Consider the following 21,468-nt stretch of genomic DNA (forward strand, 5'->3'; position numbering starts at 1 on the left):
CGGGTGGTTTTTTGCTAGGCGCGAGGCAATTGCTGCAACCTTCCGGCCATGTGGATACGAAGCTGACACCATGACCACCCACGCTGCCCGCCTGATCCTCGTCTACAATGCCGACAGCGGCTGGCTGAACGCGGTGAAGGACGCGGTGTGGAAGGTGGTGCGGCCTGCAACCTACCCCTGCTCGCTATGCGCGCTGACCTATGGCTGGGTGTCGATGCACGGGGGCTGGCGGCGGTTTCTGGACGGGCTGCCGCTGGCCCGCGTGTTCCACCACAAGGATGATTTTGCCGCCGCCTTCCCCGGCCTCGCCATCGCCCTGCCCGCAATCCTGCTGGCCGAGGGCGATGCGCCCCCGCGCGTGCTGGCAAGCGCGGCAGAACTGGACGCACTGCCCGATCTCGCCGCACTGATCGCGCTGGTCGAGGCGCGGCTGGCGGAGCGTCAGTAGACGATCGTTGGCACCAGCGCGAACTGGCAGTCGTCGGCCTTGCCCGCTTCCAACGCCTTGGCAAAGGCTTCGGCTGACGGCGCGAGACGGCGGATCAGGATGATGCCGGTATCGGTCGGGCTGTTCACCACGAAATCACGGCCATTGCGCCCGGCATCGTCAGGGCGGAATGCCTCGACTGGGCCGCTCTCACCGACACCGCGCCTGAGGCTGACGCGGATCGCCTTGCCCTCCCCCCGGATCGTGGCGAAGTTGTTGGTGCGCGCGTCAAAGAAGGAGAGCGACTGGTAGGCGTCCCACTTGGCCATCGTGATCTCGACCCGCGGCGCTACGGCGCCGCTGCCCGCGGGCTTGGTCAGGTCATACCGGCACAGCGCGTAGTAGAGATCGGGCGAGGAGCGCACCACCTGCTGCGTCGTCGGCGTCACCCGCTGCGGCGTGGTGAAGGCGTGGAGCGATACGCCGCGCGCTTCCAGCGCGGCCATTGCGCGGTCCATGATGACGCCGGGGCCAAGCGCGAGCGTCAGGCCATGCGTCAGCCCGGCGGTGAGAACCAGCGCCAGCGCGGGGGCGATCCAGCGCCTCATGCGCCGCACGCCAGTCGCTCGATGCGGGGCGGGGCGAGAACCTTGTCGGGATCGCGCAGCAGTGCCGCTTCGGGGACGTAAAGCCGCAGGGTCAGGTCGAAGTCTCCTGCACCCCTGGTTGAAATCCACGCCGCGCCGTCCGCCGGCCGCCTCGGCCCGATCACCGCAGACCAAGCGCCTTCGCCAAAGCTCTGAGCGTTGACGCTCAGGGCATTGTCCGTGTTGGCCGGGAGCATACTGCGGGCATCATAGAGGGTCACCGACCACCACTGCGCAGGCATTGCCCCGCCGCTCAGGCGATAGGTGCAGGCTTCGCGCAAGGGCGCTCCGGCATCATCGGTGGTGCGGGTGAAGTACACGGCCTCGCTCTTGGCCAGCGCCAGCAAGCCGTGGCGGGCGACGCGCAGCCGGGTGTAGGGATCGGCCGCCTCAGACCCCACCGCAAAATCGCTGCGCCAGCCGCCGGCATCGACGTTGCCGAAGGCCATATTGCTCGAGGCTGGCCACAGCCCCGCGCCCCACAGCGCACTGCCCAGACCGGACAACGCCCCGGCGATGATCGCCCCTGCATAGTGCAACGCCCGGCGCATCAGTCAGCGATGACCGCTTCGGCTTCGATCTCGACCCGCCATTCCGGGCGGCACAGCCAGGCCACTCCCGCCATGGTCGCAGCCGGAGGCGCTCCGCCAAAGAAGCGGGCATGAACCGCGCCGACCGCATCCTGATCGGCCGGGTCGGTCAGCAGCATCCGGGTGCGCATCACATCAGCCGCACTGCCGCCCAGTTCCGCGATCGCGGCAACGATGATCGTCAGGCACCGCTCGGCCTGTTCCGCCGCGCCGCCGGGGGTGGTCGACCCGTCGGGCTCAACCGGCCCGGTTCCCGCGACGACGATCCGATTGCCGGTTCGCACCGCGCGGCAGAACCCGAAGGTCGCCTCGAACGGCGAGCCCGAAGTCGCCCGCTGTCTCATGCTCATCCGCAGGTGATCTCGGTGATTGTCATTGCCGCGTCATAGCGCACATTCACCCGGTCTTCGCGGTAGTCCATTGTCCACGCCCCATTCGGCGGCCCCCAGCGCAACGACCTTGCGCCGCTCGCCCTGAGGATCGCCTCGCCCTTGGACTGGGTGGCGTTCTGCCCGACGTAATCTTGTGCCTTGGCCGCATTGCAGGTCATCGGCACCGGCGGCGGGGGCACCGCGTCGGCGCGGTCCGGCGCATCGTCGTTGATGCTGACCACGCAGCCGGCAAGGCCCAAAGCCATCGTCCCGGCCATCGCCACACTCTTGAACGCTTGCCTCATATCCTTGGAGCCTCCCTGTCGCGATCCGGCCTCTGCCGGAGGATCAGGCAACACCTATCAGCCCGTATGACGCAAATGAAGGGGTGACGGAGCGCTTCGACGGGCCGGCTGGGATGCTGGTCGAGAAGCGCTCTCAGGCCGCCGCTGCGGGGCGGGGCGTGCTTGCCTCGCCAGCCGCCAGCGCCGCCAGATCATCCGCCTGCAAGGGCCGTCCGACGAAATAGCCCTGCGCATAATCGCAACCGATCGTTTCGAGGAAAGCGAGGCACGCGGCCTCCTCGATCCCTTCGGCCACGACCTTGAGGCCCAGCTCGTGCGCCAGCTGCACGGTCGATCCCACCAGCAGCGCATCGCCCTTGTCGACATGGGCCTGGGCCACGAACATCCGGTCGATCTTCAGCTCAGACAGGGGCAGCAGCTTGAGATAGTTGAGCGCTGACTGACCTGTGCCGTAGTCGTCCATCGAAATGCGGATACCAGCCGCGCGGAAGCGTTCGAGCGTGGCGATGGCCACATCGGTGTCCTCGAACTGCGCGGTTTCGGTGACTTCGAAGGTGATCCGCTGCGCCGGAGCACCTGCGCGCACCACCGCCGCCAGCGCGCGGTTGGCGAAGTTTTCGGAGGTGAGCAGCGCGGCCGAGATATTGACCGCAACCCCGATCGTCAGCCCGCGATCACACCAGCCGCGCATATCCTCCAGCGCGCGGGACAGCACCGCGATGGTCAGATCGTCGATCCGCCCCGCCTCCTCGATCACCGGAATGAAGCAATCGGGCGGCAACAGACCGCGCTCGGGATGGTTCCAGCGCACCAGCGCCTCGACCGCATCGATCTGGCGGGTCGCCAGGTTGAGCTTGGGCTGATAGAGCACCATGATATTGCCGCTGCGCAGCGCCTCTTCCAGCTCGCCCAGCAGCGAGAACTGCTGGCTGGCGGTTTCGCCTTCGCCAATCGTGTGGAGCCGCCAGAACTTGCCCGCGCGCCGCGCCTGGCTGGCGGCGTGGACAGCATTGACCACCGCCCCCGCGCCTTTGACCTCGGCAGCGCCGAATGTCAGCGATACGCCCAGCCTGCGCCCGGCAATCTCGAATGGGCTGCGCATCAGCGCCCGGATCCCGGCAAGCTGCGCTTCCAGCTCGTCGATCGGCAGCGCAGACACCCACAGCAGGGTGCGATCTTCGATCCGGTAGACCGTGTTGCCGCCCCCTGCGACCTGCAGACGCTCGGCAATACGGCGCAGCAGGGTGCCGAAGTCGTCCGCGGCAACCGCCAGCTTGAGCGCGTCGAAATCGTCGATCTGCGCAGCGACGAGGAAGCGCTCGCCCTCGGCCCCTGCCCGCGCGTAGAGCGCAATGCGGTTGGGCAGGCCGCTTTCGGGATCGATCTGCCGGCCAAGCGCGGCAAGGCGCTGGGTCAGCGTGACATAGCGGATCGCACCCGCCGCGCTGACCAGCAGCATGGCCGGCACCAGGGCGAACCACATATGAAACAGCACGCGCGCGCCGAGCCAGGCCGCCAGCAGCACCAGCAGCGCGCCGCCCGCGCGCACCAGCGCCGCATGGCGCTGCCTTGCGCCCAGCACGCCATAGGCCAGCACCGCCGCCAGCAGCAACGGCAGCGGCCACACGCCATAGGTCGGCACACCGCTCAGCAGGGTCTCGGCCGCCAGCGCCTGAATGATGACGCCGGGAATGACGCCATTGCGCGGCACGAGATAGCGATCCCCCAGCTCGACAGCAGTCGAACCGATGATCACGTCCTTGCCGGCAAGGCCGTCCAACGGCTGCGTGCCGCGCGCAACGGCGATAAAGCTGTGCCGCGGGAGCGTCGCCGGATCGATCGCGAAATCGACCGGGAAGGTCGCATCCGCCATCCCCGCCCGGCCTGCCGCCAGCACCGCGAGCGAGGGGCGCGCGGTATCGCCGGTGATCGTGCCGAACGGCATCCGCCGGACATAGCCATCCGGGTCGTGCCGGACCGAAACCGAGGCAAGATGCGCGGCATCACGCAGGATCGGGATGGGCAGCGTGTCGAGCTGGCGCGCCTCGCCGAAGCCGGTGCTCTGACTGAAGGTCGGCAGCATCACCGTCGCGCGTGCATTGGCAATCGCGTCGGCAAAGGCGCGGTCGCCTTCAGGATCGGCGCCGCTGGAAAAGTCGACATCGAAGCTGATCGAGCGCACGCCTGCGGCATCGAGCGCGCGGACGACTTCGGCGTAATTGCCGCGCGGCCAAGGCCAGCGCTGGATCGCCGCCATCGAGGCTGCGTCCATCTCGACGACATGAACCTGCCCGCTGGCCGGGCGGCTGAGGAGGCTGAAAGAGGCTTCTTCGATCCGGCTTTCGGTGCCGCGAAACGCTCCGGTCAGCGCCGCGGTGGTCACCGCCAGCGCAAGCGCCGCGACCATCAGCAGGCGGATATGCCAGGCATCGCCGCGCTGGGCCGCCGCGGCGAGCGGAGCAAAGGTGTGCCGGGAGGTCATCGCGGTCAACAGCTATCGGCTCAGGGCCGCACGTTGGCGGTAGGGCTGCTCAGGCGAATGTCGAGCGGCGGGGCACCACCGATGAGGTTGCGAGGCCCGCCGCCGTTCCCGTTTCCGTTCCCGTTCCCGTTCCCGTTCCCGTTGCCGTTGCCGTTGCCGTTGCCGTTGCCGTTGCCGTTTCCGTCATCGCCGTCGTCGTCGCCGTTACCATCGTTGCCATCGTCGCCGCCGTTGCCGTTGCCATTGTCATCGCCGTTGCCGTTGCCGTTGCCGTTGCCGTTGCCGTTGGAACCGTCGCCGCCGCCGTTTCCGTTCCCGTTCCCGCCACCGTTCCCATTGCCGTTGCCGTTGGAGCCGTCGCCGCCGTTCCCGTTGCCGTTGGAGCCACCTCCATTGCCGTTGCCGTTGCCATTGCTGCCGTCGCCGCCGCCGCCGTTACCGTTGGAACCGCCTCCACCACCGTTGCCGTTGCCGTTCCCATTACCGTTGCTGCCGTCGCCACCACCGTTGCCGTTGGAGCCACCGCCGCCGTTGCCGTTCCCGTTCCCGTTGCCGTTGCCGTTGCCGTTCCCATTGGAGCCGTCGCCACCGCCGCCGTTACCATTGGAGCCGTCACCGCCGCTGCCATTACCGTTCCCGTTACCGTTCCCGTTGCTGCACGAGCCGCCCGCGCAGACCTCGCCATCGGAAACACGGCCGCGATTGTCGTTCACCGGGGCATCCCTGCCGCGCGCGGTGTTATCGGCCGCAACATTCGCGGCGAGCACTGCGACCTCGCCCGAGGCGAACCCATTCGAGACTTCGCCCAGATCGCGCGGGGCGCTGACGATGGGCGCCTCAATCCGTACCGGGCCGCTGCGGTTGGAGGTCGCCGCAGCCGGTTGCACCGCCGCCGGAGCCGCGCCGCTCGCGGCGCGCGCGGGGGAATCGAGCACGCGCCGCCCCTCGCCTTCGACCACCATGCGCAGCGGATCGGCCGCCGCGATCATCGCCACGGTGCCGGGGCGGATCAACTCGCGCACCCCGCCGTCATTGGTCGCCGCCTCGACCGCGCCTTCGGTCACCTGCAGGCTCGCGCCTTCGTCGGTGACGGTGATGACAAAGGTCGTCCCCTTCACCACCGCCGCAAGATAGGGCGTCTCGACCCCGAAATGCGGCTTGTCCTGCTTGTCGATGTTGAACAGCGCGCTGCCGAAGTCCTGCAGGATCTGGATCACCCCGCGCGACCTTTCGGTCGGGACGATCCTGAGCTGGGCGTTCTGGCGCATGGTCACGAATTCGCGCCCGCGCACCAGCACCGCCGAGGCGCGCTCGCCCGTGCGGATGGCGGTGCCGGCGGGCAAGGCCGCGCCGACCGTCGCCGCCCGCGTGCCGCGCGCGTCGATGAGCGTGACGCTGCCTTTGACCTCGCTGACTGTCCAGCCGCCATTGGCAGCCAGCGCCACGGTCGGGCTGAACAGCATCACAAGCAGCGGCAATAAAAGACGAGACAAGATACGCATACAAACTCTCCGACCCTGCCCGATACAGTCAAAGAGGCGCACATCCCGTTTATGCAGATAGTTAACGACGCTTTACGCGCGGCAATCATTAACCTTTCGGGACTAGGATACAGGCTACATCTGCAAACGGGATGATGCCTTGATTCGGGGTGCGGTTAATCACTGCGGTGCAACGATCCTGCTGCTGGCCACCACTCCGCTGGCCGCACAGGATGTGCTCGACCGCACCAATCCCGGCGCCGATCTTGCCCGCGACACGCTGCCGCCGTCTCCCGCCGAGCCCGTTCGGATCGAGGTGCTGCCGGTGCTCGATACCCCGCTCGCCGCCACCGGGGCCGATACGCCGCTCGATGTCGGCGCCATCGTGATCGACGGGCTGACGGCAATGAACCGCGCCGATTTTGCAGCGACCATCGAGCCTTTTGCCGGTCGCCCGCTGGCCCGCGCCGAGCTGGCGCGCCTGACCGATGCGATCGCGGCGCGGGCGCGTGCCGAAGGCTACGTCCTTGCCACCGCATGGATCCCCGAACAGACCCTCACCGGCGGGATGCTGCGGGTGCGGGTCGATGAAGGCGCGATCGATGCGGTGCGGGTCGAAGGCTCGGATGATCCTGCGATCCGTCGCCAGCTGGAACGGCTCGTCAACGACCGCCCGCTGACGCTCGCCGCCTTGCAGCGCGCGGTGCTGCTGGCCGACGACCTGCCCGGCGTGTGGATCCGCTCCACCCGCTTCGAGCGCGAGGGCCAGCGCCGCATTCTGGTGGTCGATGCCGGACGCAGTGACGCGAGCGGCGCGGTGCAGCTGGCGACCGACGGCACCAAGCCATTGGGCCCGGTGCGCGCCCGTATCGACTTCGACGCCAACGGCCTGATCTCGCCGCGCGACCGGGTCGATCTCAGCATCTCGCTGACCCCGCTCGATCCGGAGGAGCTGGCCTTCTTCAGCGCGCGGTACAGCGTGATCGTGAACGATGCCGGCACCAGCCTGGGCGCTTTCGGTTCCTTTTCACGCACCGAGCCAGGGGCTTACCTCGCCAACCGCGAACTGCTGGGCGAGGCGTGGCAGGGCGGTCTCAAGCTGCGCCACCCGCTGATGCGCGCACCCCAGCGCAGCCTGTGGCTCGAAGCGAGCGGCGAGGTGCAGGACTTGCGGCAGGACCGCTTCGGCACGCTTGCCCGGCATGACCGGATCGCGCTCGCCCGGCTGGGGTTCTATGGCTTCGGGCGGCTGGCGGGCGGCAACCTTCAGGGCCGCGCGACAGTGAGCCAGGGGCTGCCGATCCTCGCCGCGACCGACACCGGCGACCCGCTCGCCTCGCGCCTCGATGCCGCGCCCGATTTCACGACGCTGAGCTGGTGGCTCAACTGGCGGCGCGGGATCGCCCCGCGGGTCAGCCTTCAGCTGGCAAGCGTCGGCCAGCTCTCGACCGCCCCGCTGCTGATCGGCGAAAGCTTCACGCTGGGCGGCAACAGCTTCCTGCGCGGCTATGACTTTGCCCAGCGCGTGGGCGACGAGGGCGCGGCCGGATTGATCGAACTGCGCTATGACTGGCCGCGCGCGCTGGGTGCGGTCAGGCAGGTGCAGCTTTACGCCTTTGCCGATGGCGGGACGGTCTCGAACCTCGAGGGCGGACTGGGCGGCGGCACGCTGGCGTCGAGCGGCGCAGGCCTGCGCACCGACATCACCCGCGATCTCGACCTCGATTTCGAAGTCGCCGTGCCGCTCACCGAAGACCGCTATGACACGGGCGACAACTCGCCGCGCCTGAACCTCAGGGTCAGCCAGTCGTTCTGACGCGTCAGCTCTTGTGCTTGTCGAGTTCGTCGCCGGTGACGCTGACGACATGGAGCAGGTTGGTCGCCCCCGGCGTCCCGAACGGCACGCCTGCCAGCACGATCAGCTTGGCCCCGCCGCTGGCGAAACCGTGGCGCAGCGCCATGCGCTTGCCCTTGCCGATCATCTCTTCGAAGCTGCCGATATCCTTGGTCGCCACCGCGTGCGCGCCCCACAGCAGCGCCACCCGGCGCGCGGTGCGGGGCGAGGGGGTGAGCACCAGCATCGGGGTCGCGGGCCGCTCGCGCGCCACGCGCCTTGCGGTCGAGCCTGAGGTGGTGAACACCGTGATCGCGCTGATCGGCACGGTATCGGCAATGGTCATGCAGGCATGGGCCAGCGCGTCGGAGGTGGTCGCATCGGGCGGCGTATCGAGGAAGCGCACACGCGCCTTGTAATCCTCGTCATTTTCCACCTGCACCGCGATCCGGTCCATCATCGCGACCGATTCTTCCGGCCACGCGCCCGCCGCGCTTTCGGCCGAGAGCATCACCGCGTCCGCCCCGTCATAGACCGCATTCGCCACGTCCGAGACTTCGGCGCGGGTCGGCGAGGGGCTTTCGATCATGCTTTCGAGCATCTGCGTCGCCACGATCACCGGCTTGCCCGCGCGGCGCGCCATGCTGACGATCTTCTTCTGGAGCGGCGGCACCTCATAGGGTTCCAGCTCCACGCCCAAGTCGCCGCGCGCGACCATGATGCCATCGGCCAGTTCGATGATCGATTCAAGCCGGTCGACCGCCTTGGGCTTCTCGATCTTGGCGCAGATCGCGGTGCCGTGGTGGCCGATCAGCTTGCGCGCTTCGGCGATGTCCTCGGGGCGTTGCACGAAAGAGAGCGCAATCCAGTCCGCCCCGTGCTCGGTGGCGAAGGCGAGGTCGCGGCGGTCTTTTTCGGTCATGGCCGGGATCGGCACTTCGGCATCGGGGACGTTGACGCCCTTGCGGTCGGAGATCACCCCGCCGACTTCGGCGCTGCACAGGATGCGGCTGCCATCGGCTTCCAGCACCTTCAGACGGATCTTGCCGTCGTTGATCAGCAGTCGCTGCCCGCGCTCCATGATGCCGAACAGTTCGGGATGCGGCAGGCAGACGCGGTTTTCATCGCCCGGCGTCTCGTCGCGGTCGAGCACGAAGTGGCCCGAATGGCGGATCACCGCCTGCCCATCCCTGAAGGTGCCGACGCGCAGCTTCGGCCCTTGCAGGTCGGCGAGGATCGCGATGGGCCGCGCATACTGCTTTTCCAGCGCGCGGATGGCGGCGACCACCGGCTCGTGATCGGCATGAACGCCGTGGCTCATGTTGAGGCGGAAGGCGTCTGCGCCGGCCCGCACCAGCCGTTCCAGCATCTCGGGCGAGCGGCTGGCCGGGCCGATGGTGGCGAGAATCTTGACCTTGCGGCCGCGCGGGTCGATCCGTGACTGATCGCGTCGTGACATTATTGGCTATCCCTCTTGAAGATGGCCTATGGCACAGGCGCATTTCAACTCAAGGAAAAGCCGCGATGAATAGCAATGCCGATCCGCTCGATGCGCTGGATGACGCACAGGCCGCCGCCGCCTTTCGCCGGCTGGTGCGCCACCTCCAGCATCGCCACGATGCGCAGAACATTGATCTGATGGGGCTCGCCGGCTTCTGCCGCAATTGCCTTGCCGACTGGATCCGCGAGGCGGGCTATCCGGGCGACAAGGAGGAGGCGCGCGAAGTGATCCACGGGATGCCGAGCGCCGAATGGAAGGCGACCCGCCAGACCCCCGCGACCGACGAGCAACTCGCCCGGATGCAGGCCAGCGTAGCGAAGAACGCACAGGAATAATTTTCGCGGGCGGTTCAATCGGCGGCAGGCTCTGGCTATCGCCCCTGCCAACCGATTCTCAAATTCCGATGGAGACCCCCCCATGGCTGACGCCACCGACGACCGCCTGCGCCTGCTGATCGAGCGCATCGAACGCCTCGAAGAGGAAAAGAAGGGCATCGCCGACGACATCCGCGATGTCTACATGGAGGCCAAGGCGGTCGGCTATGATCCCAAGATCATGCGCCAGATCGTGCGCCTCAGGAAGATGAAGCCCGACGACCGCAGCGAGCAGGATATGCTGCTGGAAACCTACAAGAACGCGCTTGGGATGGCGTAAGCCTCGCGGGATGTCATTGAACTTTCGCAGCGCTGTGTTATCGCAATAAGACAGCATTGAGAGGAAACACAGCAATGGCATCCCCCTGGAAAGATTCGCGCGGCATCATCGTCAGCACCACGCCCACGCTCGAAGGGCGGCCAATCCAGGACTACCTCGGCATCGTCACGGGCGAGGTGATCGTCGGCGCCAACCTGTTCCGCGATCTGTTCGCCAATATCCGCGACATCGTCGGCGGGCGTTCGGGCAGCTATGAGCGCATCCTCGCCGACGCGCGCAAGCAGGCGATCGAGGAATTGCAGGCCGAAGCCGCGTCGCTCGGCGGCAATGCGGTTGTCAGCATCGATCTCGATTACGAGGTGATCGGGCCCAATGGATCGATGCTGATGGTGAGCGCCAGCGGGACGGCGGTCAGGGTTTAGGCCTTACCCGAACGCCCACGCCGGGCCGACCAGCACCGCGTTGTAGGCGGCATGGTGCGCCATCGCCGCCCGCAACCCCAACCGAGTGCGGGTATAGGCCAGCAGCATCCCGCCCAGCATCAGCGGGGAGACCACCAGCAGGCCCAGCGGGTGTGTCAGCGCTTCGTAATTGCCTAGATGCAGCAACGCAAAGGCCAGTGACGAGCCCCACGCAAGCCAGCGGAAGTTGCGGATGAACCAGCCGGGCACGACGCGGTTGCGTTGACGGTGGCGGGTGATGCTCCACTGGATCAACCCGACCAACACCGTGACCGCCCCCGCCAGCGCAACGATTTTGCGCAAGCCCTGCGGTGCAATCAAAGCCGCAAGCAGCAGCCCAAGGGCCGCCGCGCCATACAGGGCAAAGCGCAGTGCCGCCCGCCGTCCGCTCAGCCAGCCGCGCGACAGAGTCTCCTCCAGGAGCGGGGCGACGATCACTACCAGCGCCACCTGGCGCAGGTCAGGTCGGGCGGTGAGGGTGGATTCGGGCAGAACCCCGGCAGGCCCGAGGATTGCCTCGATCAACACCCTCGCCAGCAGCACCGCCAGCAGAGTCAGCACGGTCAGGACCGCCCAGGTCATGACGAACCCGGGCCGCCAAGCCATCGGTCGCGCCACAAAGCTGGGCCGCATGATAAACCGCGCCACATCCGCCAGCCGCTCGCGCAGGGTCAGAACGCCCACGCCCACCCTTGCATCCCGCCGCGCTGACGGAGTAAGGGCCGCGCTCACAGCTTCAACATTTCCGGTGACATCGTCCAATGGCAGGCCATTCCAAATTCAAGAACATCATGCACCGCAAGGGCGCGCAGGACAAGAAACGCGCCGCGATGTTCTCCAAGCTTTCGCGCGAGATCACCGTGGCGGCCAAGATGGGGATGCCCGATCCCGACATGAACCCGCGCCTGCGCCTCGCGGTCAACGCCGCCAAGGCGCAGTCGATGCCCAAGGACAATATCCAGCGCGCGATCGACAAGGCCGCGCAGGCGGGCGGCGAGGACTATATCGAGATGCGCTATGAAGGCTACGGTCCGGGCGGCGTGGCGCTGATCGTCGAGGCGCTGACCGACAACCGCAACCGCACCGCCACCAACGTGCGCACTGCCTTCAGCAAGAACGGCGGCAACCTCGGCAGCGAGGGCTCGGTCAGCCACGGCTTCGAACGGCGCGGGCTGATCGAATACAAGGCCGACGTGGGCGACGAGGAAAAGGTGCTCGAAGCCGCCATCGAGGCTGGCGCGGATGATGTCGAATCGTCCGAAGACGGCCACACCATCTGGACCGCCGCCGAAGACCTGCACGGCGTGGCAGGCGAGCTTGAGAAGGTGCTCGGCCCCGCAGATAACGTGAAGCTCGCATGGAAGCCGGTGCTGACGGTGGAAGCCGATGAAGCCACTGCCGCCACCCTGATGAAGCTGATCGACACGCTCGAAGACGATGACGACGTCCAGACCGTGTGGGGCAATTACGAAATCTCGGACGAGGTGATGGAGAAGCTGGGTTGACCCTGCTCCCCTCCCGCTTGCGGGAGGGGCTGGGGGTGGGCCTGCGCCAACCTCTTTCCCACCCCCCGGCCCCCTCCCGCAGGCGGGAGGGGGGGCCTTGCTGATCCTCGGCCTCGATCCCTCGCTGTCCTCGACCGGCTGGGGCGTGATCCGGGCTGAGGGCGCGCGGATCAGCCACATCGCCAACGGCCAGATCAAGACCGATGCGGCCGCACCCATGCCTGAGCGACTGGCGGCGCTTCAAAGCGGGCTGGCGGCGGTGATCGCCGCGCACCGCCCTGCCCGCGCGGCGGCAGAAGAGATTTTCGTCAACAAGAATCCCCAGTCCACGCTCAAGCTGGCGCAGGCCCGCGGCGCGGTGCTGGCGGCGTGCGGGGCGGCGGGCCTCAGCGTCAACGAACACGCCGCGCGCCTCGTCAAGAAGGCGGTCACCGGCACCGGCGCGGCGGAAAAGACGCAGGTCGCCGCGATGGTCAAGGTGCTGCTGCCCGGCGTGGCGATTGCCGGGAGCGACGCGGCGGATGCACTGGCGGTGGCGATTGCCGATGCGCATCTTTCGCCCTTGACCCGTTCGCCCTGAGCTTGTCGAAGGGCCGCTCTTTCTTCTAGCGAAGCCCTCAAGTCAAAAGCAGCCCTTCGACAAGCTCAGGGCGAACGGAGATTGTTGCGTGATCCACCTTTACGGCATCCCCAATTGCGACACGGTGAAGAAAGCCCGCGCGTGGCTGGACGGTCAGGGCAAGGCCTACACCTTCCACGACTACAAGAAGGAAGGGGCCGACCCGGAAAAGATCGCAGGCTGGATTGCGGCGGCTGGGCTCGACCTCGTGGTGAACCGCAAGGGCACGACCTTCCGCGCGCTGTCGGACGACGACAAGGCCCGCGCCGCCGATGCCGCCTCCGCCCCTGCCCTGCTCGCCGCCAACCCCTCGGTCATCAAACGGCCGATTGTCGAGCACGCTGGCGGCCTGCTGGTCGGGTTCAAGGCGGACGAATGGGCCGCCGCACTCGGCTGATCCGCGCCCACGACCCATGAACCCGCTGGAGATCATCGCCGTCGTGCTCGGGCTGGCCAATGTCGGCCTGCTGGTGCGCCGCTCGATCTGGAACTACCCCTTCGGGCTCGCGATGGTGGCGCTCTATTTCGTCATATTCGCCGAGGCGCGGCTCTATGGCGAGGCAGGCTTGCAGGTGTTCTTCTTCGTTGTGCAGGGCTGGGGCTGGTGGCTGTGGGCGCGCGCCGGGGGGCTGGCGCAGATGGTGGCGGTCGAGTGGATGGGGTGGCGCGCGCGCATGGTCGCGATCACGCTGGTGGCCGGGTCGAGCCTCTCCATCGGCTGGGCGATGGCGCGTTACACCGATGCCGCGCTGCCCTTTGCCGATGCCACCATCGCCGGGGCAAGCGTCGTCGCGCAGGTGCTGCTGGCGCTGCGGCGGGTCGAGAACTGGGGCCTGTGGATCGCCATCGATGTCCTGTCGGTGGGGGTCTATGTGAACCGCGAGCTCTATCTCACCGCCGGGCTTTACGTGGTGTTCCTGGTGATGGCGGTGGCGGGCCTCAGGGAATGGGCGAAAGCCGCGCGAGCCGGTGAGGCCATCGCAGCATGAAGCGCGGGTTCCTGCTCGGCAAGTTCATGCCCCCGCACGCCGGGCACCTCTCGCTGATCCGCGCGGCGCGGGCGCTGGTGGACGAGCTGACGGTGCTGGTGTGCTGGCTGCCCGGCGATCCCATCCCCGGAGAGACGCGGCTCCAATGGATGCGCGATCTGTGCCCGGATGCCCGCTTCGTCGGCCATGGCGAAGTGGTGCCGCAGGCACCGCAAGACAGCGCCGATTTCTGGCCGATCTGGCGCGGCATTGTCACCGCTGCGCATCCCGAACCCATCGACTACCTGTTCGCTGGCGAGGATTACGGGGCAGAGCTGGCGCAGGCGGTGGGCGGGCTGTTCGTGCCATTGGGGGGCCGGGTGCTGGGCCTTGGCGATGATCCCGTCGCAGGCCTTTCCGCCAGCGCGGTGCGCGCCGATCCGGCGGCGCATTGGCCCTACCTCCCCGCCCCCGTGCAGGCGCACTACCGCCGCACCATCTGCCTCCACGGCGCGGAGAGCACCGGCAAGACCACACTGGCCGCTCGGCTCGCGCAGGAAACCGGGGCGTTGACCGTGGGCGAATATGGTCGCAGCCATTGCGAGGCGCACAAGGAACCGCTGACGCTTGGCGATCTGCTGCTGATCGGCGCTGCGCAGCAGGCGATGATCGCCGCCGCCAGCGAATGGGCCGGGCCGCTGCTGATTGCCGATACCGATGCGCTGATGACCGCCGCCTGGACGGAAATGCTGCTGGGCCAGCGTCCGCCCGAACTCATGGCCGCGCCCCGCGCCGATCTCTACCTCCTGCTCGAACCCGATCTGCCCTGGGTCGACGATGGCACCCGCTTCTTCAGCGATCCCGCCGATCGTCACAGGTTCGCAATGATCGTCGAGCAGGTGCTGATCGATGCCGGTGTCCCGTTCGTGCGGATTGCCGGGGAAGGCCAGCAGCGGCTCGCCGCCGCGCGCGCCGCGATAGGAGCTCTTGATGCGTGACGCCCGCCTTGCCCTTGCCGCCCTGCTGCTCGCCGCCGTCCCCGCACAGGCGCAGGCGCAGGCGAGCGAAATGCTGATTATCGCCCATCGCGGCGCGAGCGCGGAGCGGCCGGAGCACACGCTTGCCGCCTATGAACGCGCGATCGATCAGGGCGCGGACTACATCGAGCCCGATCTGGTCGCGACCAAGGATCTGGTGCTGGTCGTGCGGCACGAAAACGAGCTGTCGGCCACCACCGATGTCGCCGCGCGCGAGGAGTTCGAGGATCGCCGCCGCGACAAGACCATCGATGGCCGGCTGGTCGCGGGCTGGTTTGCTGAAGACTTCACCCTCGCCGAACTGCGCACGCTGCGCGCGAAGGAGCGCATCCCCAGCCTGCGCCCGGCCAATGCGCGGTTCGATGGGTTGTATCAGATTCCGACCTTCGCCGATGTGGTGAAACTGGTGCGCGCCAAGGAGGCCGAGACGGGGCGGCGGATCGGTCTTTATCCCGAACTCAAGCACCCCACCTTCATGCTCCAGAACGAGGGCATCGACATGGTCGATCTGCTGCTGCGCGAGTTCCGCCAGCTGGGGATCACGCCGGAGGATCCGGTGTTCATCCAGAGCTTCGAGATCGCGCCGCTGCAGCGGTTGAAGCAGCGCGGGCCGGGGTTCAAGCTGGTGCAGCTGGTCGCCCCCGGCGAAGGCCCGGCGGATGAACCTGCGATGCGCTATGCCGAGATGGTGACGCCCACGGGGCTGGCCGAGGTGGCAAAATATGCCGATGCTGTGGGGGCGCATATTCTGCTGGTGCTGAACGCGGACGGCTCCCCCACATCGCTGGTCGCCGATGCGAAAGCTGCCGGGCTGGCGGTGCACGCCTGGACGGTGCGGCCGGAGAACGAATTTCTGCCTGCGATGCTGCGGACGGGGGATGATCCCAAGGGGCGCGGCTGCGGCGATGTGAAGCTGGCGGCGTTGCTCAGGGCTGCGGGCGTGGCGGGGGTGTTCAGTGACGGGGCGCTGAAAGGACGCGCCTGTCCCTAGGCGCGCCGCGCCGACAGGATGTAATTCAGCGCCATGTCGTCCGACAGGTGCAGCCCCTTGCCCGGGCGCCATGCAATCCCGCGCTTGGCCGTCACCCTCAGCCCGGCATCCGCCAGCAGCGCCTCCAGCTCCTCGGGGGTGACGAAGTCCTGCCAGTGGTGCGTGCCCTTGGGGACATAGCCCACCGCTTCCGCCGCGCCGACCAGCAGCACGCGGCTCGCCGCCGTGCGGTTGGGGGTGGACATCAGGAGCAGCCCGTCAGGTGCCAGCCGCGCCGCAACATCGCGCAGGAAGGCGGGCTTGTCCGCGACGTGTTCGATCACCTCGACGCTGGTGACGAGGTCGAACTGGCCGATGTCGAGCCCCGCCACCTCGCCCGCCATGTAGCGGATGTCGAGGCCCATCGCTTCGGCATGAGCCGCCGCGGCAGCGATATTCTCCGCCGCCGCATCCACGCCCGTGACCGCCGCGCCCAGCCGCGCCAGTGGCTCGCACAGCAGCCCCGCCCCGCATCCGATATCAAGCGCCGACTTGCCTGCCAGCGGCTTGGCAGTGCCCGCCGCGCCAGGCCAATGCGCGTCAATGGCGTCGCGCACAAAGGCCAGCCGCACCGGGTTCACCTGATGGAGCGAGGCCATCGGCCCCTTGGGGTTCCACCAGTCCCGCGCAAGCTTTGCGAAGAAATCGGCCTCTTCAGGACGGATAGTTACATTCGAGACGTTTGCGTTTCCCATAACCCCCCCCTAGAGCCTGCGTCGGACAGTTGGAAGCATTAGCACGGAGCCGATTTTGGCCCAGCGCGAGAAGCGAGGAGGGAGCCATGCCGAAGCATAGTGACCGACGAGCGACGTGGCGATGGGCCAAAAGCGGCCCGCCCCTTCGGGGTCGCGTCAGGAAGCCCGCTGGCTGCGTCGCGGCCCTTGCAGGGGCAACCAGCCCCTGCTGCGCGCCACTCCTGTCCAGCGGACTTCCTGACGCGATGATTATGCTTCCAACTGTCCGACGCAGGCTCTAACAGCGCGCGCGAACACTCACCAGCGGGAGCTTACCCCTTGGCACGTATCGTGATGAAATTCGGCGGCACCTCGATGGCCGGGACGGAGCGCATCCGCCGCGTCGCCAATATCGTGCGCGCGCAGGCGGCGCGGGGCGATCAGGTGGCGGTGGTCGTCAGCGCCATGGCGGGCGAGACCGACCGGCTTGTGAACTTCTGCCGTGAAGCCAATCCACTCTATGATCCGGCCGAGTACGACGTGGTCGTCGCCAGCGGCGAGCAGGTGACGAGCGGCTTGCTGGCGCTCACCTTGCAGGCGCTGGGCTGCAAGTCGCGCAGCTGGCTCGGCTGGCAGCTGCCGATCCACACCATCGAAGCCCACGCCAAGGCCCGGGTCGAATCGATCGATGCAGACGCGCTGATCGCCAGCATGGAAGCGGGCGAAATCGCGGTGATTCCGGGCTTCCAGGGGCTTTCCGAGGACAATCGCGTCACCACGCTGGGGCGCGGCGGTTCCGACACCTCGGCGGTCGCGGTCGCAGCCGCGATCAAGGCGGACCGCTGCGACATCTATACCGATGTCGACGGCGTCTACACCACCGACCCGCGCATCGTCGCCAAGGCGAAGAAGCAGAAGGCGGTGACCTACGAAGAAATGCTCGAACTCGCCAGCGTCGGGGCCAAGGTGCTCCAGACCCGCTCGGTCGGCCTTGCCATGAAGGAAAAGGTGCGGGTGCAGGTGCTGTCGAGCTTCATCGGCGAAGGCGCGCCGCCTGCCGATGATCTGCCCGGGACGATGATCGTCTCGGACGAGGAAATGGACGAATTGGTGGAGAAGGGCCTGATGGAACGCCAGCTTGTGACCGGCATTGCGCATGACAAGAACGAGGCGAAGGTGATCCTCACCCGCGTGCCCGACCGTCCGGGCGCGGTGGCGAACATCTTTGAGCCGCTCGCGGCGGCCTCGATCAATGTCGACATGATCATCCAGAACGTCGGGCGCGACAAGGGCGAGACCGACGTGACCTTCACCGTGCCCCAGTCCGACCTCGCCCGCGCGCAGGCGCTGCTTGAGGATCGGCGCGGCGAGATCGGCTTCAACCGCATCATCACCGACAGCAAGATCGCCAAGATCAGCGTCGTCGGCGTCGGCATGAAGAGCCACGCGGGGGTCGCCTCCTCGATGTTCCGCGCGCTCTCCGACCGGGGCATCAACATTCAGGCGATCTCGACCAGCGAAATCAAGATCAGCGTGATGATCGACGAGGACGAGACCGAACTCGCCGTGCGCGTGCTGCACACGGCTTACGGGCTCGACGCGAAGGACTGATCGGCGCGCCTTGCGCAAGCCATCCCGGCCCTACGCAGGGCCAGGATGGCGCGTTAGCTGAAAAGTAATCCCTTTGGCCGCTCTTAACCATATCTGGTGAGGCGGTCTTAACTTTTGGGGCCGGACTGTGCGCTCACTCTCCTCGTGAGCGAAAGGGCGCACATCATGGCCATCAAGGCCCATCTCGACCAGCTGGATAACAGCGACAGCCAGCGCGCAGCCCCCCGCCGGGCCTTGCGGCTGGAAACCAGCGGCTTTCTCGCCGGCGCAGGCCCGGACGGGCTTGAGGCCAATGTCACCATCCATAACATCTCGGCCGCCGGCCTGCTGCTCGAAACTGATCTCGCGCTCAGGACAGGCGAGGAATTCGCGCTCGATCTGCCCGAGGCCGGGGTCGTCACTGCCGTGATCGTGTGGCGCAGCGAGCGGCTTTATGGCTGCGCTTTCGAACGGGCTATCAGTCCGGCGGCGCTGGCAGCGGCGCAGTTGCAGGGCTTTGCTCCGGGCGTGCCAAGCGTTGCACCGGCTACACCGGGCGCGGGCGCGGGCGAGAACCTTGGCGCGCGGATCAATCGCTTGCGGCGCGAGGCGGGGCTGACGCTTGCCGATGTCGCCTCAGCGCTCGGGGTCAGCAAGCCGACCGTGTGGGCGTGGGAAAAGGGCAAGGCCCGTCCGCTGCCCGAACGCATTGATGCGATTGCACAGGCGCTTGGTGTTGCGCCCGATGCGCTCACCCCCAGCGCCCCGCCCGCGCGCGCGATCGACGCGATCATCGCCGACTGCCGCCAGCGCATTGCCGAGGCCTATGGCACCGACCCGCAGGCGGTGCGGATCATGGTCGAACTGTGATCTGCGCGGGTTCCCGCACCTAGAAGCCCCTACCTACTGCGCCAATACGTATTGGATTGACTGCCCCAATTGAAAAATATGGTAAACGAAACCCGGAGGTGATTCGTTTTTTAGTCTAGTAAGTTTACTTAACTAAACAATAGATGATTCTTATTCGGGAAAACAGGGGATAGTTTTCTTAAATACGAAGGTCGTTAGTTACCAAGTAAATCTGACTAAGGGCGAGTTGGCGAATCTATCGTTGGACCGCTGGGGCACTGTCGGTATGAAAATTGGTTTGAATGACGTTGAAGGCCATGTGCTGCATGGTCTGCTGGAGGAAGCTTCGGGAGATATCGTGATCCGGCTCGACCGGCACGGCTTCATGATCCACGCATCCGCGAATATCGCCGAACTGGGTCTCGATCTCAGTTGCGCGCTGCTTCTGCCGCATATCACCGACCTTGCCGAACGCGATCACGCCGGATTTCTTGGCGAACACGTCAGCGCCGTGCTGGCGGGGCGCACGCAGATCGGCTGGATCGAATTTCCCGTCGTCGCCTGTGCCGAGCGTGATACCTGCCGCGAGGCGCAGTGCCAGCGCTGGTATGCGCTCAGCCTCAGGCCGATGTGCGATACCAACGGCACCCCGGACGGGGCGCTGTGCCTGATGCGCTCGGTGCAGCGCCTGCGCTCTCTGGAGGGTGAGCTTCACAGCCGCGCGGTGACCGATCCGCTCACCGGCCTCGCCAACCGGCAGGCCTTCTGCGCAAGCCTCAGGCGTCACCTCGCGCGTGGCGGCGGGCAGATGGTCGCGGTCTTCGCGGTGGATTCGATGCGCGCGCTGCTGCTGCGCTATGGCCAGCGCACGGCGGATGAGGTGCTGTGGGGGTTCGCCAAGTTCCTCGAGACGATGACCCAGTCCCTGACAGCGCCGGGGCACGAACTGGCCCAGCTGGATGGCGAGCGCTTTGCCGTGCTGCTGCCCGAGATGACCGCGCGCTGTGCCCGCGAATGGGCCGAGGACGTGCTCACGACCTTTGCCGGCCTTGCCGCCCCGACCTCGGCCAAGGCGCCGCAGCTGACCGCCAGCGCCGGGCTGGCGCGTGTCGAATGCACGGTCGACTGGACATTGCGCGAGGCCGAGCTGGGGCTGGTGCTGGCAAGGGCTGGCGGCGGACGGCAAGTCGCAACTGCGGGGCACAGACGCGCTGCCTAACTGGACTTGGCGCGCGGGGGCACTAAACCCACTCCCCCATGAGCCATATTGCCACCATCCTGCTGCTCGGTTCGGGCGAGCTGGGCCGCGAATTCGTCATTTCCGCCAAGCGCCTGGGCGCGCGGGTGATTGCCTGTGACAGCTACGACAATGCCCCGGCGATGCAGATGGCGGACGGGCGTGAGGTTTTCTCCATGCTCGATGGCGAGGCGCTGCGTGCGGCGGCGGAGAAGCACCAGCCCGACCACATCGTCCCCGAGATCGAGGCGATCCGCACCGAGGTGCTCGGCGATCTGGAAGCGGAAGGCTTTACCGTGGTGCCCTCGGCGCGCGCTGCCCAGCTAACCATGAACCGCGATGCGATCCGCGATCTGGCGGCGGGCGAGCTGGGCCTTGTGACCTCGCAATATGGCTATGCCGAGAGCTTCGCCGAGTGCGAGGCCATCGCCGCGCGCATCGGCTATCCGCTGGTGATGAAGCCGGTGATGTCCTCCTCGGGCAAGGGCCAGAGCAAGGTCGACGGGCCCGACGCGCTGGAGGCCGCGTGGGAATATGCCGTCGCCAATATGCGCGGCGATAGGGCGCGGGTGATCGCCGAGCAGTTCATCGCCTTCGACTACGAGATCACCCTACTGACCGTGCGCCATGCAGGCGGCATCGCCTTCTGCCCGCCCATCGGCCACCGGCAGGAGCGCGGCGATTATCGCGAAAGCTGGCAGCCTGCCGCCATGTCCCCCGCCGCGCTCGCAAGCGCGCAGGACATGGCCGCCAAGGTCGTCATGGCCCTGCAAGGCGGCGGGCGTGGCTGGGGGTTGTATGGCGTCGAATTCTTCGTTCGCGGCGAGGAGGTGATCTTCTCCGAACTCTCCCCCCGCCCGCATGACACCGGCATGGTCACCCTCGCCTCGCAAAGCCTCACCGAATTCGATCTCCACGCCCGCGCGATCCTCGGCCTGCCCGTGCCGGACAGCATCGCCGCGCAGCCTTCTGCCTCGGCGGTGATCCTCGCCGACCGCGACAGCGACAGCTTCGCCTTCGAGGGGATCGCTGAGGCGCTGACGCTCGGCGACACCGACGTTCGCATCTTCGGCAAGCCCGTCACCCGGCCCTACCGCCGCATGGGGGTCGCCCTCGCCCGGGCCGGTGATGCGCCCACCGCGGTCGACCTCGCCAAACAGGCCGCCGCCGCTGTGCGGATTGTCTATTCCTCCGGTTCCGACTAGG

At 67.3% G+C, this 21,468-nt stretch carries 24 protein-coding genes; 15 read left to right on the top strand and 9 right to left on the bottom strand.

Going from position 1 to position 21,468, the window contains the following annotated elements:
- Nucleotides 1–70: 70 nt before the first annotated feature.
- Nucleotides 71–448: a hypothetical protein gene (locus PS060_RS03470; RefSeq protein ID WP_273985484.1), complete on the top strand. Its 378-nt coding sequence runs from the start codon at nt 71–73 to the stop codon at nt 446–448.
- Here PS060_RS03470 and PS060_RS03475 read toward each other — a convergent pair.
- The 6 genes from PS060_RS03475 to PS060_RS03500 all read right to left on the bottom strand — a co-directional run bounded on the left by PS060_RS03475 (nt 442) and on the right by PS060_RS03500 (nt 6,285).
- A complete protein-coding gene (locus PS060_RS03475) occupies nt 442–1,035 on the bottom strand; it encodes a DUF1254 domain-containing protein (RefSeq protein WP_273985487.1) in 594 nt (197 codons plus the stop codon). The genes PS060_RS03470 and PS060_RS03475 overlap by 7 nt on opposite strands.
- A complete protein-coding gene (locus PS060_RS03480; protein ID WP_273985488.1) occupies nt 1,032–1,625 on the bottom strand; it encodes a DUF1214 domain-containing protein in 594 nt (197 codons plus the stop codon). The genes PS060_RS03475 and PS060_RS03480 overlap by 4 nt, the downstream gene beginning before the upstream one ends.
- On the bottom strand, nt 1,625–2,014 hold the full coding sequence (locus PS060_RS03485; protein ID WP_273985489.1) for a RidA family protein: 390 nt from the start codon (nt 2,012–2,014) through the stop codon (nt 1,625–1,627). Before PS060_RS03485 ends, PS060_RS03480 begins: the two co-directional genes overlap by 1 nt.
- Nucleotides 2,011–2,340 (bottom strand): I78 family peptidase inhibitor, encoded by a 330-nt coding sequence (locus PS060_RS03490; RefSeq protein WP_273985490.1) that lies wholly within the window; start codon nt 2,338–2,340, stop codon nt 2,011–2,013. The genes PS060_RS03485 and PS060_RS03490 overlap by 4 nt, the downstream gene beginning before the upstream one ends.
- Nucleotides 2,341–2,473: 133 nt before the next feature.
- Nucleotides 2,474–4,822, bottom strand: coding sequence for a putative bifunctional diguanylate cyclase/phosphodiesterase (locus tag PS060_RS03495; RefSeq protein ID WP_273985491.1), 2,349 nt, complete (start codon nt 4,820–4,822; stop codon nt 2,474–2,476).
- A 20-nt stretch (nt 4,823–4,842) separates the two neighbouring features.
- On the bottom strand, nt 4,843–6,285 hold the full coding sequence (locus PS060_RS03500; protein WP_273985493.1) for a FecR domain-containing protein: 1,443 nt from the start codon (nt 6,283–6,285) through the stop codon (nt 4,843–4,845).
- A gap of 178 nt (nt 6,286–6,463) precedes the next feature.
- Between PS060_RS03500 and PS060_RS03505 the strand changes: the two genes are divergently transcribed.
- Complete coding sequence (locus PS060_RS03505; protein WP_273985495.1) at nt 6,464–8,119, top strand: ShlB/FhaC/HecB family hemolysin secretion/activation protein; 1,656 nt, start codon at nt 6,464–6,466, stop codon at nt 8,117–8,119.
- A gap of 4 nt (nt 8,120–8,123) precedes the next feature.
- On the opposite strand, the gene pyk is transcribed toward PS060_RS03505, so the two are convergent.
- Nucleotides 8,124–9,596: a pyruvate kinase gene (pyk, locus tag PS060_RS03510; RefSeq protein WP_273985497.1), complete on the bottom strand. Its 1,473-nt coding sequence runs from the start codon at nt 9,594–9,596 to the stop codon at nt 8,124–8,126.
- A 65-nt stretch (nt 9,597–9,661) separates the two neighbouring features.
- Here pyk and PS060_RS03515 point away from each other — a divergent pair, with 65 nt between their 5' ends.
- From PS060_RS03515 to PS060_RS03525, 3 genes are all read left to right on the top strand, one after another.
- On the top strand, nt 9,662–9,973 hold the full coding sequence (locus tag PS060_RS03515) for a DUF1244 domain-containing protein (RefSeq protein WP_273985499.1): 312 nt from the start codon (nt 9,662–9,664) through the stop codon (nt 9,971–9,973).
- 82 nt (nt 9,974–10,055) lie between these two features.
- Nucleotides 10,056–10,292 (top strand): DUF2312 domain-containing protein, encoded by a 237-nt coding sequence (locus PS060_RS03520; protein WP_086606733.1) that lies wholly within the window; start codon nt 10,056–10,058, stop codon nt 10,290–10,292.
- 74 nt (nt 10,293–10,366) lie between these two features.
- Nucleotides 10,367–10,714, top strand: coding sequence for a heavy metal-binding domain-containing protein (locus tag PS060_RS03525; protein ID WP_273985501.1), 348 nt, complete (start codon nt 10,367–10,369; stop codon nt 10,712–10,714).
- Between the two features lie 3 nt (nt 10,715–10,717).
- Here the strand turns inward: PS060_RS03525 and PS060_RS03530 are convergent, their stop codons facing one another.
- On the bottom strand, nt 10,718–11,335 hold the full coding sequence (locus tag PS060_RS03530; RefSeq protein ID WP_273985502.1) for a CPBP family glutamic-type intramembrane protease: 618 nt from the start codon (nt 11,333–11,335) through the stop codon (nt 10,718–10,720).
- Nucleotides 11,336–11,514: 179 nt separating this feature from the next.
- On the opposite strand from PS060_RS03530, the gene PS060_RS03535 reads away from it, so the two are divergent.
- The 6 genes from PS060_RS03535 (at nt 11,515) to PS060_RS03560 (ending at nt 15,873) form a co-directional block, all read left to right on the top strand.
- Nucleotides 11,515–12,258, top strand: a complete 744-nt coding sequence (locus PS060_RS03535) for a YebC/PmpR family DNA-binding transcriptional regulator (protein WP_273985505.1) — start codon at nt 11,515–11,517, stop codon at nt 12,256–12,258.
- A 97-nt stretch (nt 12,259–12,355) separates the two neighbouring features.
- The gene (ruvC, locus tag PS060_RS03540) at nt 12,356–12,838 is read left to right on the top strand and encodes a crossover junction endodeoxyribonuclease RuvC (protein ID WP_273985509.1); all 483 of its coding nucleotides are present in this window, start codon (nt 12,356–12,358) and stop codon (nt 12,836–12,838) included.
- A gap of 88 nt (nt 12,839–12,926) precedes the next feature.
- The gene (locus tag PS060_RS03545; protein WP_273985512.1) at nt 12,927–13,274 is read left to right on the top strand and encodes a Spx/MgsR family RNA polymerase-binding regulatory protein; all 348 of its coding nucleotides are present in this window, start codon (nt 12,927–12,929) and stop codon (nt 13,272–13,274) included.
- A gap of 16 nt (nt 13,275–13,290) precedes the next feature.
- Entirely contained in the window at nt 13,291–13,866 is a 576-nt protein-coding gene (pnuC, locus tag PS060_RS03550) for a nicotinamide riboside transporter PnuC (protein ID WP_273985513.1), read from the top strand.
- Nucleotides 13,863–14,843, top strand: coding sequence for an AAA family ATPase (locus PS060_RS03555; RefSeq protein WP_273985514.1), 981 nt, complete (start codon nt 13,863–13,865; stop codon nt 14,841–14,843). Before pnuC ends, PS060_RS03555 begins: the two co-directional genes overlap by 4 nt.
- Nucleotides 14,836–15,873, top strand: a complete 1,038-nt coding sequence (locus PS060_RS03560; RefSeq protein WP_443112401.1) for a glycerophosphodiester phosphodiesterase family protein — start codon at nt 14,836–14,838, stop codon at nt 15,871–15,873. The genes PS060_RS03555 and PS060_RS03560 overlap by 8 nt, the downstream gene beginning before the upstream one ends.
- On the opposite strand, the gene ubiG is transcribed toward PS060_RS03560, so the two are convergent.
- The gene (ubiG, locus tag PS060_RS03565; RefSeq protein WP_273985519.1) at nt 15,870–16,607 is read right to left on the bottom strand and encodes a bifunctional 2-polyprenyl-6-hydroxyphenol methylase/3-demethylubiquinol 3-O-methyltransferase UbiG; all 738 of its coding nucleotides are present in this window, start codon (nt 16,605–16,607) and stop codon (nt 15,870–15,872) included. The genes PS060_RS03560 and ubiG overlap by 4 nt on opposite strands.
- 318 nt (nt 16,608–16,925) lie before the next feature.
- On the opposite strand from ubiG, the gene PS060_RS03570 reads away from it, so the two are divergent.
- The 4 genes from PS060_RS03570 to purT all read left to right on the top strand — a co-directional run bounded on the left by PS060_RS03570 (nt 16,926) and on the right by purT (nt 21,467).
- The gene (locus tag PS060_RS03570; RefSeq protein ID WP_273985521.1) at nt 16,926–18,197 is read left to right on the top strand and encodes an aspartate kinase; all 1,272 of its coding nucleotides are present in this window, start codon (nt 16,926–16,928) and stop codon (nt 18,195–18,197) included.
- A 165-nt stretch (nt 18,198–18,362) separates the two neighbouring features.
- Nucleotides 18,363–19,046, top strand: coding sequence for a helix-turn-helix domain-containing protein (locus PS060_RS03575; RefSeq protein WP_273985522.1), 684 nt, complete (start codon nt 18,363–18,365; stop codon nt 19,044–19,046).
- Between the two features lie 277 nt (nt 19,047–19,323).
- Nucleotides 19,324–20,244 (top strand): sensor domain-containing diguanylate cyclase, encoded by a 921-nt coding sequence (locus tag PS060_RS03580; RefSeq protein WP_273985524.1) that lies wholly within the window; start codon nt 19,324–19,326, stop codon nt 20,242–20,244.
- A gap of 38 nt (nt 20,245–20,282) precedes the next feature.
- A complete protein-coding gene (gene purT, locus PS060_RS03585) occupies nt 20,283–21,467 on the top strand; it encodes a formate-dependent phosphoribosylglycinamide formyltransferase (protein ID WP_273985526.1) in 1,185 nt (394 codons plus the stop codon).
- Nucleotide 21,468 lies beyond the last annotated feature (1 nt).

This window comes from Erythrobacter sp. BLCC-B19, assembly GCF_028621955.1.
Lineage (GTDB): Bacteria > Pseudomonadota > Alphaproteobacteria > Sphingomonadales > Sphingomonadaceae > Erythrobacter.

Excerpts from the sequence above, each read along its gene's own strand:
- PS060_RS03495 (WP_273985491.1), bottom strand. The coding sequence starts at position 4,822 with ATGACCTCCCGGCACACCTTTGCTCCGCTCGCCGCGGCGGCCCAGCGC.
- PS060_RS03515 (WP_273985499.1), top strand. The coding sequence starts at position 9,662 with ATGAATAGCAATGCCGATCCGCTCGATGCGCTGGATGACGCACAGGCC.
- PS060_RS03480 (WP_273985488.1), bottom strand. The coding sequence starts at position 1,625 with ATGCGCCGGGCGTTGCACTATGCAGGGGCGATCATCGCCGGGGCGTTG.
- pyk (WP_273985497.1), bottom strand. The coding sequence starts at position 9,596 with ATGTCACGACGCGATCAGTCACGGATCGACCCGCGCGGCCGCAAGGTC.
- PS060_RS03475 (WP_273985487.1), bottom strand. The coding sequence starts at position 1,035 with ATGAGGCGCTGGATCGCCCCCGCGCTGGCGCTGGTTCTCACCGCCGGG.
- PS060_RS03490 (WP_273985490.1), bottom strand. The coding sequence starts at position 2,340 with ATGAGGCAAGCGTTCAAGAGTGTGGCGATGGCCGGGACGATGGCTTTG.
- PS060_RS03470 (WP_273985484.1), top strand. The coding sequence starts at position 71 with ATGACCACCCACGCTGCCCGCCTGATCCTCGTCTACAATGCCGACAGC.
- PS060_RS03535 (WP_273985505.1), top strand. The coding sequence starts at position 11,515 with ATGGCAGGCCATTCCAAATTCAAGAACATCATGCACCGCAAGGGCGCG.
- PS060_RS03575 (WP_273985522.1), top strand. The coding sequence starts at position 18,363 with ATGGCCATCAAGGCCCATCTCGACCAGCTGGATAACAGCGACAGCCAG.
- PS060_RS03485 (WP_273985489.1), bottom strand. The coding sequence starts at position 2,014 with ATGAGCATGAGACAGCGGGCGACTTCGGGCTCGCCGTTCGAGGCGACC.
- PS060_RS03500 (WP_273985493.1), bottom strand. The coding sequence starts at position 6,285 with ATGCTGTTCAGCCCGACCGTGGCGCTGGCTGCCAATGGCGGCTGGACA.
- PS060_RS03530 (WP_273985502.1), bottom strand. The coding sequence starts at position 11,335 with ATGACCTGGGCGGTCCTGACCGTGCTGACTCTGCTGGCGGTGCTGCTG.
- purT (WP_273985526.1), top strand. The coding sequence starts at position 20,283 with ATGAGCCATATTGCCACCATCCTGCTGCTCGGTTCGGGCGAGCTGGGC.
- PS060_RS03525 (WP_273985501.1), top strand. The coding sequence starts at position 10,367 with ATGGCATCCCCCTGGAAAGATTCGCGCGGCATCATCGTCAGCACCACG.
- PS060_RS03555 (WP_273985514.1), top strand. The coding sequence starts at position 13,863 with ATGAAGCGCGGGTTCCTGCTCGGCAAGTTCATGCCCCCGCACGCCGGG.
- ubiG (WP_273985519.1), bottom strand. The coding sequence starts at position 16,607 with ATGGGAAACGCAAACGTCTCGAATGTAACTATCCGTCCTGAAGAGGCC.
- PS060_RS03560 (WP_443112401.1), top strand. The coding sequence starts at position 14,836 with ATGCGTGACGCCCGCCTTGCCCTTGCCGCCCTGCTGCTCGCCGCCGTC.
- PS060_RS03520 (WP_086606733.1), top strand. The coding sequence starts at position 10,056 with ATGGCTGACGCCACCGACGACCGCCTGCGCCTGCTGATCGAGCGCATC.
- pnuC (WP_273985513.1), top strand. The coding sequence starts at position 13,291 with ATGAACCCGCTGGAGATCATCGCCGTCGTGCTCGGGCTGGCCAATGTC.